Source organism: Streptomyces sp. Qhu_M48 (assembly GCF_051305195.1).
Taxonomy (GTDB): Bacteria; Actinomycetota; Actinomycetes; order Streptomycetales; family Streptomycetaceae; genus Streptomyces.
Genome location: NZ_CP195432.1, coordinates 6,474,577 through 6,491,107, shown reverse-complemented (window position 1 = coordinate 6,491,107; position 16,531 = coordinate 6,474,577). Strand labels below are relative to the sequence as shown.

The 16,531-nt window shown below is 72.2% G+C and carries 14 protein-coding genes; 4 read left to right on the top strand and 10 right to left on the bottom strand.

Going from position 1 to position 16,531, the window contains the following annotated elements; genetic code table 11:
* Positions 1-78 precede the first annotated feature (78 nt).
* Positions 79-750: an endonuclease NucS gene (nucS, locus tag ACRRSS_RS28950; protein ID WP_435974001.1), complete on the bottom strand. Its 672-nt coding sequence runs from the start codon at positions 748-750 to the stop codon at positions 79-81.
* A 250-nt stretch (positions 751-1,000) separates the two neighbouring features.
* On the opposite strand from nucS, the gene ACRRSS_RS28945 reads away from it, so the two are divergent.
* Positions 1,001-1,393 carry an SCO5389 family protein gene (locus tag ACRRSS_RS28945; RefSeq protein WP_015036224.1) on the top strand — a complete coding sequence of 131 codons (393 nt, stop codon included), beginning with the start codon at positions 1,001-1,003 and terminating at the stop codon, positions 1,391-1,393.
* A gap of 191 nt (positions 1,394-1,584) precedes the next feature.
* Here the strand turns inward: ACRRSS_RS28945 and ACRRSS_RS28940 are convergent, their stop codons facing one another.
* Positions 1,585-2,619: an LLM class flavin-dependent oxidoreductase gene (locus ACRRSS_RS28940; RefSeq protein ID WP_435974000.1), complete on the bottom strand. Its 1,035-nt coding sequence runs from the start codon at positions 2,617-2,619 to the stop codon at positions 1,585-1,587.
* A 197-nt stretch (positions 2,620-2,816) separates the two neighbouring features.
* Between ACRRSS_RS28940 and ACRRSS_RS28935 the strand changes: the two genes are divergently transcribed.
* Positions 2,817-3,146, top strand: coding sequence for an ATP/GTP-binding protein (locus ACRRSS_RS28935; protein ID WP_435973999.1), 330 nt, complete (start codon positions 2,817-2,819; stop codon positions 3,144-3,146).
* Positions 3,147-3,229: 83 nt separating this feature from the next.
* Here ACRRSS_RS28935 and ACRRSS_RS28930 read toward each other — a convergent pair whose 3' ends face one another.
* From ACRRSS_RS28930 to mce, 7 genes are all read right to left on the bottom strand, one after another.
* Positions 3,230-4,066 (bottom strand): ABC transporter permease, encoded by an 837-nt coding sequence (locus ACRRSS_RS28930; protein WP_435973998.1) that lies wholly within the window; start codon positions 4,064-4,066, stop codon positions 3,230-3,232.
* Positions 4,063-5,217, bottom strand: a complete 1,155-nt coding sequence (locus tag ACRRSS_RS28925; RefSeq protein WP_435973997.1) for an ABC transporter ATP-binding protein — start codon at positions 5,215-5,217, stop codon at positions 4,063-4,065. Before ACRRSS_RS28925 ends, ACRRSS_RS28930 begins: the two co-directional genes overlap by 4 nt.
* A gap of 261 nt (positions 5,218-5,478) precedes the next feature.
* The gene (locus ACRRSS_RS28920; protein ID WP_435973996.1) at positions 5,479-6,258 is read right to left on the bottom strand and encodes an ABC transporter permease; all 780 of its coding nucleotides are present in this window, start codon (positions 6,256-6,258) and stop codon (positions 5,479-5,481) included.
* A 3-nt stretch (positions 6,259-6,261) separates the two neighbouring features.
* On the bottom strand, positions 6,262-7,230 hold the full coding sequence (locus ACRRSS_RS28915) for an ABC transporter ATP-binding protein (RefSeq protein ID WP_435973995.1): 969 nt from the start codon (positions 7,228-7,230) through the stop codon (positions 6,262-6,264).
* An 89-nt stretch (positions 7,231-7,319) separates the two neighbouring features.
* Positions 7,320-8,255, bottom strand: coding sequence for a cellulose-binding protein (locus ACRRSS_RS28910; RefSeq protein ID WP_435973994.1), 936 nt, complete (start codon positions 8,253-8,255; stop codon positions 7,320-7,322).
* Between the two features lie 114 nt (positions 8,256-8,369).
* Positions 8,370-12,893, bottom strand: a complete 4,524-nt coding sequence (scy, locus tag ACRRSS_RS28905) for a polarized growth protein Scy (RefSeq protein ID WP_435975451.1) — start codon at positions 12,891-12,893, stop codon at positions 8,370-8,372.
* 213 nt (positions 12,894-13,106) lie between these two features.
* On the bottom strand, positions 13,107-13,559 hold the full coding sequence (mce, locus tag ACRRSS_RS28900) for a methylmalonyl-CoA epimerase (RefSeq protein WP_435973993.1): 453 nt from the start codon (positions 13,557-13,559) through the stop codon (positions 13,107-13,109).
* Between the two features lie 137 nt (positions 13,560-13,696).
* Here mce and ACRRSS_RS28895 point away from each other — a divergent pair, with 137 nt between their 5' ends.
* Together ACRRSS_RS28895 and meaB are read left to right on the top strand one after the other, a co-directional pair.
* The gene (locus ACRRSS_RS28895) at positions 13,697-14,899 is read left to right on the top strand and encodes an acetyl-CoA C-acetyltransferase (RefSeq protein WP_435973992.1); all 1,203 of its coding nucleotides are present in this window, start codon (positions 13,697-13,699) and stop codon (positions 14,897-14,899) included.
* Positions 14,900-14,934: 35 nt separating this feature from the next.
* The gene (gene meaB / locus ACRRSS_RS28890) at positions 14,935-15,891 is read left to right on the top strand and encodes a methylmalonyl Co-A mutase-associated GTPase MeaB (RefSeq protein ID WP_435973991.1); all 957 of its coding nucleotides are present in this window, start codon (positions 14,935-14,937) and stop codon (positions 15,889-15,891) included.
* A 94-nt stretch (positions 15,892-15,985) separates the two neighbouring features.
* Here the strand turns inward: meaB and ACRRSS_RS28885 are convergent, their stop codons facing one another.
* The gene (locus ACRRSS_RS28885; protein WP_435973990.1) at positions 15,986-16,462 is read right to left on the bottom strand and encodes a MarR family winged helix-turn-helix transcriptional regulator; all 477 of its coding nucleotides are present in this window, start codon (positions 16,460-16,462) and stop codon (positions 15,986-15,988) included.
* Between the last annotated feature and the right edge of the window lie 69 nt (positions 16,463-16,531).

Genomic DNA, 16,531 nt, shown 5'->3' with positions numbered 1-16,531 from the left:
ACATGCCGGAGTACGGGAACGGGGACGGCCCCGGGCGCGCTCACCGCACCCGGGGCCGTCCCCGTACCGCCGCCGCGTCTAGAACAGCCGCAGCTTGTCGTCCTCGATGCCGCGCATCGCGTTGTAGTCCAGGACCACGCAGCCGATCCCGCGGTCCGTGGCGAGGACCCGCGCCTGCGGCTTGATCTCCTGCGCCGCGAAGACGCCCCGCACCGGCGCCAGGTGCGGATCGCGGTTGAGCAGCTCCAGGTAGCGCGTCAGCTGCTCGACGCCGTCGATCTCGCCGCGCCGCTTGATCTCCACCGCGACCGTCGCGCCGTCCGAGTCCCGGCACAGGATGTCCACCGGGCCGATGGCGGTCGGGTACTCGCGGCGGATCAGCGTGTATCCCTCGCCGAGGGTCTCGATGCGGTCGGCGAGGAGCTCCTGGAGGTGGGCCTCGACGCCGTCCTTGATGAGACCCGGGTCCACACCCAGTTCGTGCGAGGAGTCGTGGAGGATCTCCTCCATCGTGATGATCAGTTTCTCGCCCGCTTTGTTGATCACCGTCCAGGTGCCGGCCTCGGCGTCGGCACCCTCCTTGAGGGTGCACGGCGGGGACATCCAGTTGAGCGGTTTGTACGCCCTGTCGTCCGCGTGGATCGAGACACTGCCGTCTGCCTTGATCAGGATCAGACGGGGTGCGGAGGGCAGGTGGGCCGTGAGCCGGCCCGCGTAGTCCACGGAGCAACGGGCGATGACGAGACGCATGGTCGGCAACGCTACAAGACGGGCGCTCGTCCGCGCGATTCGGGCATCGGCCGCGCACGCCGGGGGTGTGGTCCTGAGCCGAACACCCGTCGGTTATCAGCCGGTTGTGTTCCCAATCTCCTGGTGCGGTCAGGACTGCACGCTTACCGTGGAAGCTGGAGGTCGTCGTCCGTGCACGCTGCGTGGCGGGCGGCCCGGCCCTCGCCCCTGCCCGCAAGACCCCGTCCGCGGGGTCGCGAGAGGAGAACCCATGTCGCTCGACGTCTCACCGGCACTGTTGGAACAGGCCGAGCGAGGCGAGGTCGACGAAGCCGACTTCGTCGACTGCGTCCGGACCTCCCTGCCCTACGCATGGGAGATGATCAGTTCTCTGGTGGCCCAGCTGAAGGTCGACGGCGGAGAGTTCGCCGACAACCAGACGCCGCCGCCGAATGAGCAGGCACGTGGTCAGCTGCTGCGCGCGCTCGCCAGCGACGCCATCCGTGGTGCGCTGCAGCGGCACTTCGGGGTGCGTCTCGCCTTCCAGAACTGCCACCGGGTGGCGGTGTTCCCGCTGGACCCGTCGGTGGACGAGCGGCTCGCCCGCTTCACGTCCGTCCGGGGGCAGCTGCTGAACCAGTCGCCGGAACTGCGCGACTGCTGAGACATGGTGCTGCCGCTCCGCATCGCGGGAGACGCGATCGATGCGTGTCGACGCGCATCGCCGCGCGGAGGTGCCGGAGCGGCAGCACAGTCCCACGCCCCGCCCGTACGGACCGCTCCCGGTGCCGTACGGTTCGCGTCATCCGCCGTACGGACCCCGCCACCCCCCGTCCGTACGGTTCCGGCTCCACGTCAGACGAGCAGCGGCAGGACCTCCGTGCCGAGCCGCCGTACGTTCTCCTCGGTCGCCGCGAGGTCGCCCGTACCCTCGGCGAGCAGCGCGAAGCGCGTGATGCCCGTGCGCTCCGCGGTCGCCGCGAGCCGGTCCGCCGCGCGCCGGGGAGTCCCCACCGGGTGCAGCCCGCAGAGCAGCTCCGTGTACGCCACGGGGTCCCGCATCGCCCGCTGCCGCCCGTCCACCGTCACGTGCGCGTCGAGCCCCTGCTTCAGCCAGCCCGGCATCGCCTTCACCAGCGCCTCGACCGCGTCCGCCCCCCGGTCCGCGAGCTGGGCCACCCCCGCCGAGACGTGGCGGGCACCGATCCGCGCGATCTCCTCCGGGTCCCGCCCGGCCTCCCGCGCGCACCGCGTCCAGGCCGCGACCATCTCGGCCTTGGCCTCGTCGCCGCAGTGCATGCCGAGCAGCATCGGCAGACCGCGCTCCGCGGCGAGCTTCACGCTCCTCGGCGAGGTGCAGGCCACCACGACCTCGGGGGCGGGGTCGCCGCCGATCAGCTCGTCGGGACGGGGCACCACCGGCACCTCACGGAAGGCGAATCGTTCTCCCTCGGCGCCGACGCTCGACTCGGTGAGCCAGCGCAGCAACAGGTCGAGCGATTCCGGGAAGCCGTTCTCGTACGCGCCGAGGCCCGCGCCGAACACCTCCAGGTCGACCCACGGCCCGCCCCGGCCCACCCCCAGGGTGAATCTGCCGCCCGACGTGAGGTGCAGCAGCGCCGCCTGCTCGCCCAGGGCGACCGGGTGGACGGTCGGCAGCACGCTCACCGCCGTGCCCACCCGCAGCCGTCGCGTGCGCCCCAGGAGCAGCGCGGCCAGTGTCACGGCCGACGGGCAGACCCCGTACGGCACGAAATGGTGCTCGGCCAGCCAGACCGAGTCGAGCCCCGCCTCCTCGGCGACCTCCGCGGTCCGCACCGCCCGGTGCAGGGCCTCACCCTGTCCCTGGCCCGGGAACTGGGCGGCCAGAACGAACGTACCCACGCGCATCGCTTCTGCCTCCTTGCGGCCGACGCGTATCTCCCCTCGCACTGGCAACAACGTCTGACACGTGCCAAAGGCAACGGCCGTTCATGAAGTTCTTGCGATTTTCGGCTAAGCCGGGTCGGAGGGGGCCCGGGGCACCGTGTCGCGGCCCGTAGGCTTGAGAGAACGGTCCGTGTTCCCAGACCCCGTGAGGTGTGCCCGTGTCCCCGCGCCACAACCGCTCCCGAGGCGGCGAGAAGACCTTGCAGCAGCCGGGTGGCTACGACGACCGGTACGGCGGCGTGCAGCGCACCGAGAGCTGGCAGGGCGAGGAGTGGTTCGTCCGCCTCGTCGCCGGGGCGAGCGCACCCGGCAAGCGCTACCGCTGCCCCGGCTGCGACCAGGAGATCCCGGGCGGCGCGCCGCACGTGGTGGCCTGGCCGGAGTACGGCGGAGTGGACGACCGGCGCCACTGGCACAAGGCGTGCTGGAACGCGAAGGACCGCCGCACCAGCAGGGTGCAGCGGTCCCGTAACGCGCCGAAGTACTGAGCCGGTGAACCGGACCGGGAGAGCCCGACCGGTGAACCAGGGTGGTCGACCCGGGCCGCTGGGCCCCGGCCGGCGGACCGGCCCTACACGTCCCGGTTGTTGAGCAGGGCGAACGCGCCGGCCAGCGCGACCCCCGCGACCCCCGTCATGATCAGCAGCGGCTCCCAGCCCGCGGGACCGGCGTCACCGAACGGCGGCTGCGCGGCGTACAGCGCGATCATCTGCGAGGGGATCGCGTACGTGAAGAGCCACTCCTGCACCGACTTCAGCGCCTCGGAGAACATGAACATCGCCGCCACCAGCGGGAGCAGCAGCAGACCGATCATCACCGTGATCGCGCCCGCCGAGTGCCGGATGAGCGTGCCGAGCGCCAGCGAGAGCAGCCCGAGCATGGCCAGGTAGGCGCCCGCGCCGACCGTCGCCCGCAGCCACTCGCCCGCCGTCGGGGCGTCCGCCGAGTCCACCAGGGCGACCTGCCCCGCCCCCACGATCGCGGCGACCACCGTCGTCACCGTGAAGACGAGCAGGAAGAAGACGATCGCCTTCGCCGTGAGCACCCGCGCCCGGCTGGGGCAGGCCGTCAGGGTCGTACGGATCATGCCGGTGCCGTACTCGGAGGCGATGGTCAGCACGCCGAGCGTGATCACGCAGATCGACGCCGGCAGCATCCCGAAGAACCCGAAGCCGAGCGCGGACTCGTCGCCCATCGGGGCCTCGGAGCTCGCGGCGATCGCCGCCACCCCCAGGCCGATGAGAAGCATCAGCAGGACCATGACACCGAGCGTCCACAGCGTCGAACGCACCGAGCGGATCTTCGTCCACTCGGAGGCGAGGGCGTCACCGAGGTTCGCCCTGCGGACCGGGATGGGGGAGACGTAGGAGTGCGGCGCCGGAGCGTGGTGCTGGGCGGGGGCGGTCATCGGGCGTCCTTGGTGGTGTCGCTCGGCTGAGGGGTGCCCGGCTGCGAGGCGGCCGGAGGGGCGTACGGGCCCGGCGCGGGAGCCTGGCCGGGAGCACCGGCGTACGGGTTCTGCCCGGGCGGCGGCGGCGCGTACCAGCCCTGCTGCGGCACGTCCTGGACCGGCTGCCGCGGCGGCATGCCGTAGCCGGGGTGACCGGGCTGGACGGGCGGCTGGAGGTGCGCGAGCCGGTCGTCGGTGGAGCGGTAGTCCACGGCGCCCTGCGTGAGCCGCATGTACGCCTCTTCGAGGGAGGCCTGGTGCGGGGACAGCTCCCAGAGCCGTACGTCCGCGTCGTGCGCCAGGTCGCTGATCCTCGGCAGCGGCAGGCCCGTCACCCGCAGCGCGCCGTCCGGCTCGGAGAGGACCTGGCCGCCGGCCTCCACGAGGGCCGCCGTCAGCTTCTCCCGCTGACCCGGATCGGTCTGGGGGGTCCGCACGCGGGCGAAGTCGGCGGAGTTCGCCGAGATGAAGTCGGTGACGCTCATGTCGGCGAGCAGCTGGCCTCGGCCGATCACGATCAGGTGGTCGGCGGTGAGGGCCATCTCGCTCATGAGGTGGCTGGAGACGAAGACCGTCCGCCCCTCGGAGGCCAGCTTCTTCATCAGGTTGCGGACCCAGAGGATGCCCTCGGGGTCCAGACCGTTGACCGGCTCGTCGAAGAGCAGCACCTGCGGGTCGCCGAGAAGCGCCGCCGCGATGCCGAGCCGCTGGCCCATGCCGAGCGAGAAGCCCTTGGAGCGCCGCTTCGCCACGTCCTGGAGGCCGACCACCCCGAGGACCTCGTCGACGCGCTGCGCCGGGATGCCGGCGAGCTGCGCGAGCGACAGCAGGTGGCTGCGCGCGCTCCGCCCGCCGTGCACGGCCTTGGCGTCGAGGAGCGCGCCGACCTGGCGGGGCGCGTTCGGCAGCTGCCGGAAGGGGTGACCGCCGATCGTCACATGACCCGTGGTGGGCTGGTCGAGCCCCAGGATCATGCGCATCGTGGTCGACTTGCCCGACCCGTTGGGCCCCAGGAACCCGGTGACGACACCGGGCCTCACCTGGAAGGAAAGGTTGTACACGGCCGTTTTGGCGCCGTAGCGCTTCGTCAGGCCGACTGCCTCGATCATTCTCCAGCCCCATCGACAGGTCGATCGCATCCATGTCGGGGCGTGGCGGCCGTCGGCCGGAGCCCCCCGTATGAGCTAGGAGCTTATCCAGCCGTTGACGGTTCCGGCGAAGTGGAGACGGCCTCCGGGCGGTCTTCGGGGGGAACGTCGGGGTTCTCCCCCAGGGGACGGGGTCCCGAGGGCACCGCCCCGGGTCACCGGTCCCGAGGCGCCGTCCCCGGGGCCCCCCCGGGCCGTCAGGCGTCCCGCCGCCCCGGACGGTCAGGCGTCCCGCTTCTTCAGCACCAGGTAGCCGCCGAGGAGCGCGGCCAGCACCCAGAGGACCATGATCCCGAGCCCGCCCCACGGGCCGTACGGAGCCTCCTCCGTGTTCAGGGCGTCCGGCACGACCTGCATGATCTTCGCGCCGGCCTGGTCCGGGAAGTAGCGGGCCACCTCCTTGACCTTCGGCACGGCCGCCAGGATCTGCGAGACCAGGAAGAAGAACGGCATCAGGATGCCGAGCGACAGCATCGACGAGCGCAGCATCGCCGTCACGCCCATGGAGAACAGCGCGATCAGGCCCATGTAGAGACCCCCGCCGATCACCGCCCGCAGCACGTTCTCGTCACCGATCGAGGCCCGGTGTTCGCCGAGCAGCGCCTGTCCCAGGAAGAAGGCGAGGAAGCTCGTCGCCAGCCCCACGGCGAACGCGAGCCCGCCCGCCACCGTGATCTTGGAGAAGAGGAAGGTCGCGCGCTGCGGCACGGCCGCCAGCGAGGTGCGGATCATGCCCGAGGAGTACTCGGTCCCCACCACCAGGACACCGAAGACCACCATCGCCAGCTGCCCCAGGGTCATCCCGAAGAAGCTGACCAGGGTCGGGTCGAAGGTGGCCCGCTCCGCCTCGCTGAGGTCGTCGAAGGTGGAGTTGAACACCGCGGACAGCGCCGCGCCGATCGCCACCGTGACGAGCAGGGCGCTCGCCAGTGTCCAGACGGTCGACGACACCGTCCGGATCTTGGTCCACTCGGACTGCAGGACCGCGGATGCCGCTGCCATCGTTCAGGCTCCCTGGGAGGTCGTGCCCCACTGGGGGCCGGGCGCCGGGGCGCCACCGTGTACATCGGTGCCGTGCGCGTGGTACTCCACCGCACCTGCCGTCATCTGCATGAAGGCCTCTTCGAGCGAGGCCCGCTGGGAGCTCAGCTCGTGCAGCACGAGCCCGTGCTCGGCGGCCAGTTCGCCCAGCTTCTCGGTCGTCGCCCCGTCCACTTCCAGGGTGCCGTTGCCCGCCTCGACCGCCACGAACCCATTGGCGTGCAGCACGTCCCGGAGGCGCTCCTGCTGCGGCGAACGCAGCCGCGCATAACTCCGGGAATTCTGCTGGATGAAATCCGCCATCGACGTGTCGGCCAGCAGCTTTCCCTGGCCGATCACGATCAGATGATCGGCCGTCAGCGCCATTTCACTCATCAGATGACTGGAAACGAAGATCGTCCGGCCCTCGGCCGCCAACGCCTTCATCAGATTGCGGATCCAGTGAATTCCCTCGGGGTCCAGTCCGTTGACGGGCTCGTCGAACATCAGGATCTCGGGGTCGCCCAGCAGCGCGGACGCGATGCCGAGCCGCTGCCCCATGCCGAGGGAGAAACCCTTCGACTTCTTCTTGGCGACCGGCGTCAGACCCACCAGGTCCAGCACCTCGCTCACCCGGCGCTCCGGGATGCGGTTCGACTGCGCGAGACACAGCAGGTTGTTGTACGCGGAGCGGCCGCCGTTCATCGCCTTGGCGTCGAGCAGCGCCCCGATGTACTTCAGCGGCTCCGTCAGCTCCCGGTAGTGCTTGCCGTCGATCCGGACCGTCCCGCTCGTCGGGTTGTCCAGGTCCAGCATCATCCGCATCGTCGTCGACTTGCCCGCCCCGTTGGGCCCGAGGAAGCCGGTGACCACCCCAGGACGCACCTGGAAGGAGAGGTGGTCGACCGCTGTCTTCGCCCCGTAGCGCTTGGTCAGGCCCTCAAGCTCGATCATGCGTCCCAACCTACGGGCGCGCAAAACCCCCCGCCACCGGAATGACGAGGGGTTAGGGGCAACGCTACGTACTTGTTACCGGGCGTGTGTCAGCGGGACTGCTGGGCCGGGACGCCGGCCGGGCGCTCGTCGTCCATCGGGGAGCCGGCGGCCGCCACGGCGGCACCGGTCAGCGTCGCCAGCATCTCGCGGACGTTGGTCAGCTGCGCGTTGATCGAGTCCCGGCGGTTCGTCAGGGCCGCCAGCTCGCGCTCCGATTCGCTGCGGATCCGGTCGGCCTTGGCGTTCGCGTCGGCCACGATGTCCTCGGCCTGGCGCTGCGCGGTCTCCACGGTCTGGCGGGCCCGGCGCTCCGCGTCCGTACGCAGCTTCTCGGCCTCCAGGCGGAGCTGCTCGGCGCGGTGCTCGATCTCCGCGAGGCGCTTCTCGGCCTTCGCCTGACGCGAGGCCAGGTCCCGCTCCGACTGCTCGCGGCGCTTGGCCAGGTTGGTCTCGAAGTCCGCGGCGGCCTGGGCGGCCTTGGCGCGGGTCTCCTCGAAGAGGGCGTCCGCCTCCTCGCGCTTCGACTGCGCGTCCTTCTGCGCCTCGGCGCGCAGCGTGTTCGCCTCGCCCTGCGCCTTCTCGACGATCCGGACGCCCTCGTCCTCGGCCTTCGACTTGCGCTCGGCCGCGAAGGACTCCGCGTCGTTGCGCACCTGCTGGGCGGCCGACTCGGCCAGCTCGCGGTGCTGCTCGGCGGCGCGACGGGCCTCCTCACGCAGGTCCTTCGCCTCCTCCTCGGCGAGCCGGAGGATCTTCTCGACCCGGGCGCCGAGCCCCGCGTACGACGGCTCGGCGTCGGTGACCTGCGCCTGGGCGTTCTGCGTCTCGAGGTGGAGTTCCTCGATTCGCTTCTCCAGAGCGGTGATGCGGGACAGAGCACTGTCGCGGTCGGCCACGAGCTTGGTAATGCGGTCGTCCACCTGACCGCGGTCGTAACCGCGCCGCACGAGCTCGAAGCCGAAGGGGGAGGAAGTGTCGCTCATGGGGTTCCTGTCGAATGAGACCGGTGAGGTGTTAGAGGGAATCCTAGGGGCCGAAGCGGCGTGTCATCGAGCGTATGCCCGTTTGATCTGGAGAATGTCCAGCCTTTTGAGTGGCTAGCCGTCCTGGGACTTGCCACTCGATCGAGTGGACCCTGCCGACGCGCCCGCCTTGGCGCCCATCGCCCCGGCCGACTTCGCCCCGGCCGTTGGAGTCTCGAAAGACTCCAACGCCTCCAGCACGTCCTGGACACGGGAGATCTCGGCATTGATGTCCTTGCGGCGTCGCACCAGCACCTCCAGCTCGCGCTGGCCCTCCTCGACCGTCTTCTCGGCCTCCGCCTCCGCCTCGGCCCTGATCCGCTCGGCCTCCGCCTTGATGGCCTCGGCCTCCGCGACGAGCGAGGCCTTCTTCTGCTCGGCCTCCTTGAGGAGCGCCTCGGCCTTGCGGACGGCGGCGATACGGACCTTGCTCGCCTCGGAACTCGCCTCGGAGATCAGCTCCTTGGCCTTCTCCTCGGCCTCGGCGCGCTGCTCCGTCGCGGCCGTCACCAGCTTGTCGACCCGCTCGCCCGCCGTCTTCATCTGCTCGGCGCTCTCACGGCGCGCCCGCTCGTGCAGCTCCTCGATCTCGCCCTCGACGCGGTTCCGCAGCTCCTCGGCCCGTTCCCGTATGGCCGTCGCGTCGCCGCGCGCCCCGACGAGGAGCTCGTCCGCGTCCGTGCGGGCCTTCTCCACCAGTGAGTTGCCCTCGACGGTGGCCTCGGCGACGATCCGCTCGGCCTCCTTGCGGGCCGCGCCGACCATCGTGTCCGCCTGCGCTTCGGCCTCGGTGGTGGCGCGCAGCGCCTCCTCCTGGGCCTTGGCCATGAGCTGGTCCGCCTGCTCGGCCGCGTCCGAACGCTTCCGGGCACCGGCCTCCCGCGCGTCGTCGAGCGTCCGGTCCGCCTCCTCGCGGGCCTCCGCGCGCATCTGCTCGGCCGCCGCCTCGGCGTCCGCCCTGACCCGCTCCGACTCGGTGCGGATCCGCTCGGCGTCCTGCCGCGCGGAGCCGACCGTCGCCTCGGCCTCGGCGCGCGCCTCCGCGGTGACGGCGTCGGCGAGTTCGCCGGCCTCCCGGGTGACCCGCTCGGATTCGGCGTTCGCCTCCCGGGTGACCCGCTCGGCCTCGGCGTTCGCCTCGCGGGTGATCCGCTCGGCCTCGCTCGTGGCCTCGGCGAGGAGTGCGTCGGCCTGTTCGGCGGCGTCGCCGCGGCGCTTGTCGGCGGCCTTGCGGGCCTCGTCGAGGACCCGCTCGCCGTCGGCCAGGGCCGCGTTCCGCAGGGCCTGGGCGTGCGCCTCTCCGTCGATCTTGACCTGTTCGGCCTCGGTGCGGAGCCGCAGGGCGTCCTGCTCGGTGGTCTCCATGAGTTCGACCGCCTCGGCGGTGAGCCGTTCGGCCTCGGCGTTCGTCTCGCGGGTGATCCGCTCGGCCTCGCTCGTGGCCTCGGCGAGGAGTGCGTCGGCCTGTTCGGCGGCGTCGCCGCGGCGCTTGTCGGCGGCCTTGCGGGCCTCGTCGAGGACCCGCTCGCCGTCGGCGACCGCGGCCGCCCGCAGCGCCTCCGCGTGCGCCTCCCCGTCGGCCCTGACCTGTTCGGCCTCGGTGCGGAGCCGCAGGGCGTCCTGCTCGGTGGTCTCCATGAGTTCGACCGCCTCGGCGGTGAGCCGTTCGGCCTCGGCGTTCGTCTCGCGGGTGATCCGCTCGGCCTCGCTCGTGGCCTCGGCGAGGAGCGCGTCGGCCTGTTCGGCGGCGTCGCCGCGGCGCTTGTCCGCCGCCTGACGCGCCTCGTCCAGGACCCGCTCCGCCTCGGCGCCGATCCGCTCGGCCTCCGTACGGGCCTCGGCGACCAGCGACTCGGCACGCTCGGCGGCCTCCGAACGGATCCGGTTCGCGTCCTCCCGGGCGTCGGCCCGGGTACGGGCCGCGTCCTGCTCGGCCGAAGCCAGCGAGTCCGTCACCTCGGTCCGGATCCGCTGCGCGTACTCGGCCGTGTCCGCCCGCAGCTTCTCGGCCTCGGCGAGCGCGTCCGTGACGGTCCGCTCGGCCAGCGCCTTCGCGGCCTCCGTCTCCTCCTGGGAACGCGCCCGTGCACGGGTCGCGTCCTCGGACGCCCGCTCCCGCTCCTCGTACGCGTCGGCGCGGACCCGGTCCGCCTCCTCCTGCGCCTCGGTGCGGGTCCGCTCGGCCGCGTGCTCGGCGGCGCTGCGCAGCCCGGTGATCTCCTCCTCGGCCTGCTCGCGCAGACCCGCCACCGAGTCCCGTACCTCCTGGGCGGCCCGCGAGGCGGCGGTGACCATCTCGGTCGCCCGCGCGTCCGCCTCCTCGACCAGGCGCTGCGCCTCGGTCTGGGCGTCCTCGACCCGCTTGCGGGCGGCGGCGAGGAGCTCCTCGGACTGCTCGCGGGCGTGCTCGCGCTCCCGGCCGGCCTCGGAACGGGCCGACTCCAGGGTCGACTCGGCCTCCCGGCGGCGCCGGACGGCCTCCTCCTGCGCGGCGGCCAGCGCCTCGGCGGCCTCGGCGGCGACCCGCTCGGCGGCCGCGGCGGCCTCGGCCCGCACCCGGTCGGCGGTCTCCTGGGCCTCCGACCGCAGGCGCTCGGCCTCCTCGGCGGCCTCCTTGCGGAGCCGTACCGACGCGGTCTCGGCCTCGGTACGCGTGGTGGAGGCGTCCGACGCGGCCTCGGCGCGCAGCCGCTCGGCCTCCTGCTCGGCCTGCTCCTGGAGCGTACGGATGCGCTCGGCGGCCTCGGTCCGCAGCCGCTCGGTCTCCTCCGCGGCCTCGCGCCGGATCAGCTCGCCCTCGGCGCGCGCGTCGGTGAGCTCCTCCCCGGCGGCCGCCACCTTCGCCTCGGCGTCGGCGTGCAGCCGGGTCAGCTCGGCGGCGGCCTCCGCGCGGCGGGCCTCGGCGGCCCGCTCGGCGTCCGCGCGCACCCCGGCGGCGGCCTGCTCGGCCGCGGCCTTCACCGCGTCGGCCTGCTCCTCGGCCTCGACGCGCAGCCGCTCGGCCTCGGCGCGGGTGCGCTCCAGCGTCTCCTCGGCCTGGGTCCGCAGCGTCTGGGCGCGCTCGACGGCCTCCGACTTGACCCGCTCGCTCTCGGCGCCGGCCTTGGCGCGCAGCTCCTCGGCGTCCGTACGGGCCTTGGTGAGCAGCCCCTCGGCGGTGCTGGCCGCCTCCTCGATCTGTTGGACGGCCTCGCGGCGGGCCTCGCCGCGGATCCGCTCGCCCTCCGCGATGGCCTCGGCGCGCAGCTGTTCGGCCTCGCCGCGCAGCCGTCGTGCCTCCTCCTGGAGCTCGACCGTCCTGGCGCGGTACTCCTTGGTGTCGTCCTTCGCCGAGCCGAGCAGCTCGTCGGCCTGCTCCTCGGCCTGGGAGCGCAGCCGGTCGATCTCGGCCTCGGCCTCGCGGCGGATCCGCTCGGCCTCCTCGGAGGCCTTGCGGGTGGTCTCGCGGGCGTCGTCGGACGCCTTGGTGAGGATCTCCTCGGCGTTGCGCGCGGCCTGGGCGAGGGCGGCGGCGGAGTCCTCCGCGGCGGCCGTACGGGCCTTGTCCGAGGCCTCCGTGACGAGCTTCTCCGCCTCGGCGGTCGCCTCGCGCAGCTTCTCCTCGGCCTCGGCCTTGAGGGCCTCGGCGTCCTTGGTGGCCTCGCCGACGAGCCGGGCGATCTCCGTCTTGGCGGTACGGGTGCGCTGCTCGTTGACCGACTCGGCGGTGGCGAGCTGCCGGGCGGCGGCGTCCTTGGCCTCGGCGAGGGCCTTCTCGGCCTCGGCGCGGGCGAGCCGGAGCTTCTCCTCGGCCTCCTGCATGCGCTGCTCGGCGGCGCGGGAGAGCTCGGTGGCCTGCCGGCGGGCCTGGTCGGTCTCGGCGGTGGTGGTCGAGCGGAGCTGCTCGGCGTGGCTGGTGACCTCCTGCGCCTGGCTGGAGGCGGCGCCGAGGAGCCGCTCGGCGTCCTTGCGGGCGCGCAGCAGAATCGCTTCGGCCTCGGCACGGGCGGCCTCGGCCTCGCTGCTGACGCGGCGGCTGGTCTCCTCGGCGAGCCGGGTGGCCTCGGCGCGGGCGGCGGCGAGCGACTGCTCGGCCTCCGCGCGGGACTCCTCCATCAGGCGGCGGGCCTGGGACTCGGTGCGGGCGCGGAGCTGCTCGGCCCAGGCGACGTTCTCGTTGACGTGCGCCTCGACGGTCTGCCGGCGCTCGTTGAGTTCCTGGTCGAGCTGCTGGCGGCGCTGGACCGCCTCGTTGTGCAGCTCGGCCTGGAGCCGGGACTGGTGCTCGGCGTGCTCCTGGAGGATGCGCTGGGTCTGGGCGCGGGCCTCGCGCAGCTCGCGCTCGGCGTCCTGGCGCAGCTGCTCGGCCTGCGCCTGTGCGTTCCGCAGCAGCTGCTCGGCCTGGTAGCCGATGTCAGCGCTGTCGTACGCGGGCCGGGACGCGATGGTGCGGCGCGCCTCGTGGAGCTTGGCACGCAAGACCTCGACTTGGTAGCCGAGGTCCTCGGCGTGCTGAACGGCCTTCTCGCGCTCGGTCTTCAGCCGGTCCATCTCGGCTTCGAACCGGGCGAGATGGTCGTCTTCAGCTCGGTGGCTCTCCTGGCGTTCGTAGCCCCGCACTGCGCGGTCCATCCTTCCCCGAGCTCTTCGAGCAGGGGAGACCCCAACCCTGATCGCAACTCCGACGAGCACCGCCCTCACGGTCGAGGACGGACCCCCGGGGAATCGTGGCAGATCGGACGACCCCGACATCCCGACTTCGGTGCCGCACGGAGCGGCCCCGACCGGCCCCGGCCCGGAGTCGCCCACTCTACCGGGCCAGGAATCCGGAGGTCAGTGCTCCGCTGAGGAGTGGTCAGCGGAGGGCTTCGCCGAGGTGACCAGTTCCGTGAGGACGCCGTGGCAGTCCTTGGGGTGGAGGAAGGTGATCCGGGAGCCCATGGAGCCGGTCCTCGGCTCGTCGTAGAGGACCCGGACGCCCTGGGAGCGGATGGACTCGGCGTCCCCGTCGACGTCCGCCGTGCCGAAGGCGATGTGGTGCACGCCCTCGCCGTTCTTGGCGAGCCACTTGCCCACCGCCGAGTCCTCCCGGGTGGGCTCGAGGAGCTGGAGGTACGAGGCCCCGCCGTCCGAGGTGTCGTTGATCTTGAGCATGGCCTCACGGACGCCCTGCTCCTCGTTGACCTCGGAGTGGAAGACCTCGAAACCGTAGGTCGCACGGTAGAACTCGACAGTCCTGTCCAGGTCGAAACAGGCGATCCCGATGTGGTCGATTCGCGTCAGCATGTCTCCAGTGCACTGCCGGGAGGGTGGTTACGCAACGTGCGCGCCGTCACACCGGCTGCCCGGTGACCGGGCGCGGCGCCCCTCAGTACATTGGCGGTAAACCCTCGTTCACTCCTCATCCCTAGGGGCCGTGCCTCATGTCTGGAACGACCGGTACCACCTCAGTGATCGTCGCGGGCGCCCGTACGCCCATGGGTCGCCTGCTCGGCTCGCTCAAGTCCTTCTCGGGCGCGGAGCTCGGCGGCTTCGCGATCAAGGCCGCGCTCGACCGGGCCGGCATCGGCGGCGACCAGGTGCAGTACGTGATCATGGGCCAGGTGCTCCAGGCGGGTGCCGGTCAGATCCCCGCCCGCCAGGCCGCCGTCAAGGCCGGCATCCCCATGAACGTCCCCGCCCTCACCATCAACAAGGTGTGTCTGTCGGGTCTCGACGCCATCGCCCTCGCCGACCAGCTGATCCGCGCCGGCGAGTTCGACGTGGTCGTCGCCGGCGGCCAGGAGTCGATGACCAACGCCCCGCACCTGCTGCCGAAGTCCCGCGAGGGCTTCAAGTACGGCGCCATCGAGATGCTCGACGCCATGGCGTACGACGGTCTCACCGACGCCTTCGAGAACATCGCCATGGGCGAGTCCACCGAGAAGCACAACACCCGCCTCGGCATCCGCCGCCCCGAGCAGGACGAGATCGCCGCCCTCTCGCACCAGCGCGCCGCCGCCGCCCAGAAGAACGGCATCTTCGAGGCCGAGATCACCCCGGTCGAGATCCCGCAGCGCAAGGGCGACCCGGTGATCTTCGCCAAGGACGAGGGCATCCGCGCCGAGACCACCGCCGAGTCCCTCGGCAAGCTCCGCCCGGCCTTCGCCAAGGACGGCACCATCACCGCCGGCACCTCCTCGCAGATCTCCGACGGCGCCGCCGCCGTCGTCGTGATGAGCAAGGCCAAGGCCGAGGAGCTGGGCCTGGAGTGGATCGCCGAGATCGGCGCCCACGGCAACGTGGCAGGACCGGACAACTCGCTCCAGTCGCAGCCGTCCAACGCCATCCTGCACGCCCTCAAGAAGGACGGCCTGACCGTCGACGACCTCGACCTGATCGAGATCAACGAGGCCTTCGCCGCGGTCGCCGTGCAGTCAATGAAGGACCTCGGCGTTACCCCCGAGAAGGTGAACGTCAACGGTGGCGCCATCGCGCTCGGTCACCCCATCGGCATGTCCGGCGCCCGTGTGGTGCTGCACCTGGCCCTGGAGCTCAAGCGGCGCGGCGGCGGCATCGGCGCGGCCGCCCTCTGCGGCGGCGGCGGTCAGGGCGACGCGCTGATCGTCCGCGTCGCCGGCAAGTAAGTCACCTCGGCAAGGTCAGGCAAGGAGCTCTGCACATGGTGGACGTCCCCGCTCTGGTCACCCAGGCACGGGAGGGCAGGCCGCGGGCCGTGGCCCGGCTGATCTCGCTCGTGGAGGGGGCGTCCCCGCAGCTGCGCGAGGTGATGGCGGCGCTCGCGCCGCTCACCGGCGGCGCGTACGTGGTGGGCCTGACGGGCTCGCCCGGCGTCGGCAAGTCCACGTCGACGTCCGCGCTGGTCTCCGCCTACCGGCGGGCGGGCAAGCGGGTCGGCGTGCTCGCCGTCGACCCGTCCTCGCCGTTCAGCGGCGGGGCGCTCCTCGGCGACCGGATCCGGATGGCGGACCACGCCTCCGACCCGGGGGTCTACATCCGCTCCATGGCCACCCGCGGGCACCTGGGCGGTCTCGCCTGGTCCGCCCCGCAGGCCATCCGCGTCCTGGACGCGGCCGGCTGCGAGGTGATCCTCGTGGAGACCGTCGGCGTCGGGCAGTCGGAGGTCGAGATCGCCTCCCAGGCCGACACCTCCGTCGTCCTCCTCGCGCCGGGCATGGGCGACGGGATCCAGGCCGCGAAGGCGGGCATCCTGGAGATCGGCGACGTGTACGTGGTGAACAAGGCCGACCGGGACGGCGCGGACGCCACCGCCCGTGAGCTCAACCACATGCTGGGCCTGGGGGAGGCGCGCGGCCCCGGCGACTGGCGGCCGCCGATCGTGAAGACGGTCGCGGCGCGCGGCGAGGGCATCGACGAGGTCGTGGAGGCCCTGGAGAAGCACCGCGCCTGGATGGAGGAGCACGGGGTCCTGGCGGAGCGCCGACGGGCCCGTGCCGCCCGCGAGGTCGAGACCATCGCGGTCACGGCCCTGCGCGAGCGGATCGGCGACCTGCACGGCGACCGGCGCCTGGACGCGCTCGCGGAGCGGATCGTGGCGGGCGCCCTCGACCCGTACGCGGCCGCGGACGAGCTGGTCGCGAGCATCACGGGCAACTGAGCGACGGTACGCGGCCGTGACCACGTGACGGTACGGAGAAGGGCCTCCCCGGTTCGAACCGGGGAGGCCCTTCTCCGTACCGACGTGTCCGCGGCTACGGCTTGCCGCGCCGTCCGCGCAGCTGCTCGGCGACCGGCTTCAGGGACGCGTGGAGGTCGGAGAGCGCCTCCGGGCCGACCTGGTCGATGAAGTGCTTGCGCACCGACTCGACGTGGTGCGGGGCCACCTTCTGCATGGTCTCCATGCCGTGGTCGGTCAGGACGGCGTACAGCCCGCGCCGGTCGGACTCGCAGTTCTCGCGCCGGACGAGTCCGGCGTTCTCCATGCGGGTGATCTGGTGGGAGAGCCGGCTCTTCGACTGGAGGGTGGCCGCGGCGAGGTCGCTCATGCGCAGCCGCCGTTCCCCCGACTCCGAGAGGTTCACCAGGATCTCGTAGTCGTTCATCGTCAGGCCGAAGGGCTGGAGGTCCCTCTCCAGCTGGTACGTCAGCATCCTCTGCACGTCCAGGAACGTGCGCCAGGCGCACTGCTCGCCGTCGGTGAGCCACGGGGTGGCGGTCTCGGTCTCCATATATGGATTCTACCTAAGAAGTTGAATACTTGACGAAGTCTGCGAGCGCGCGTTCGACGGCGTCACACT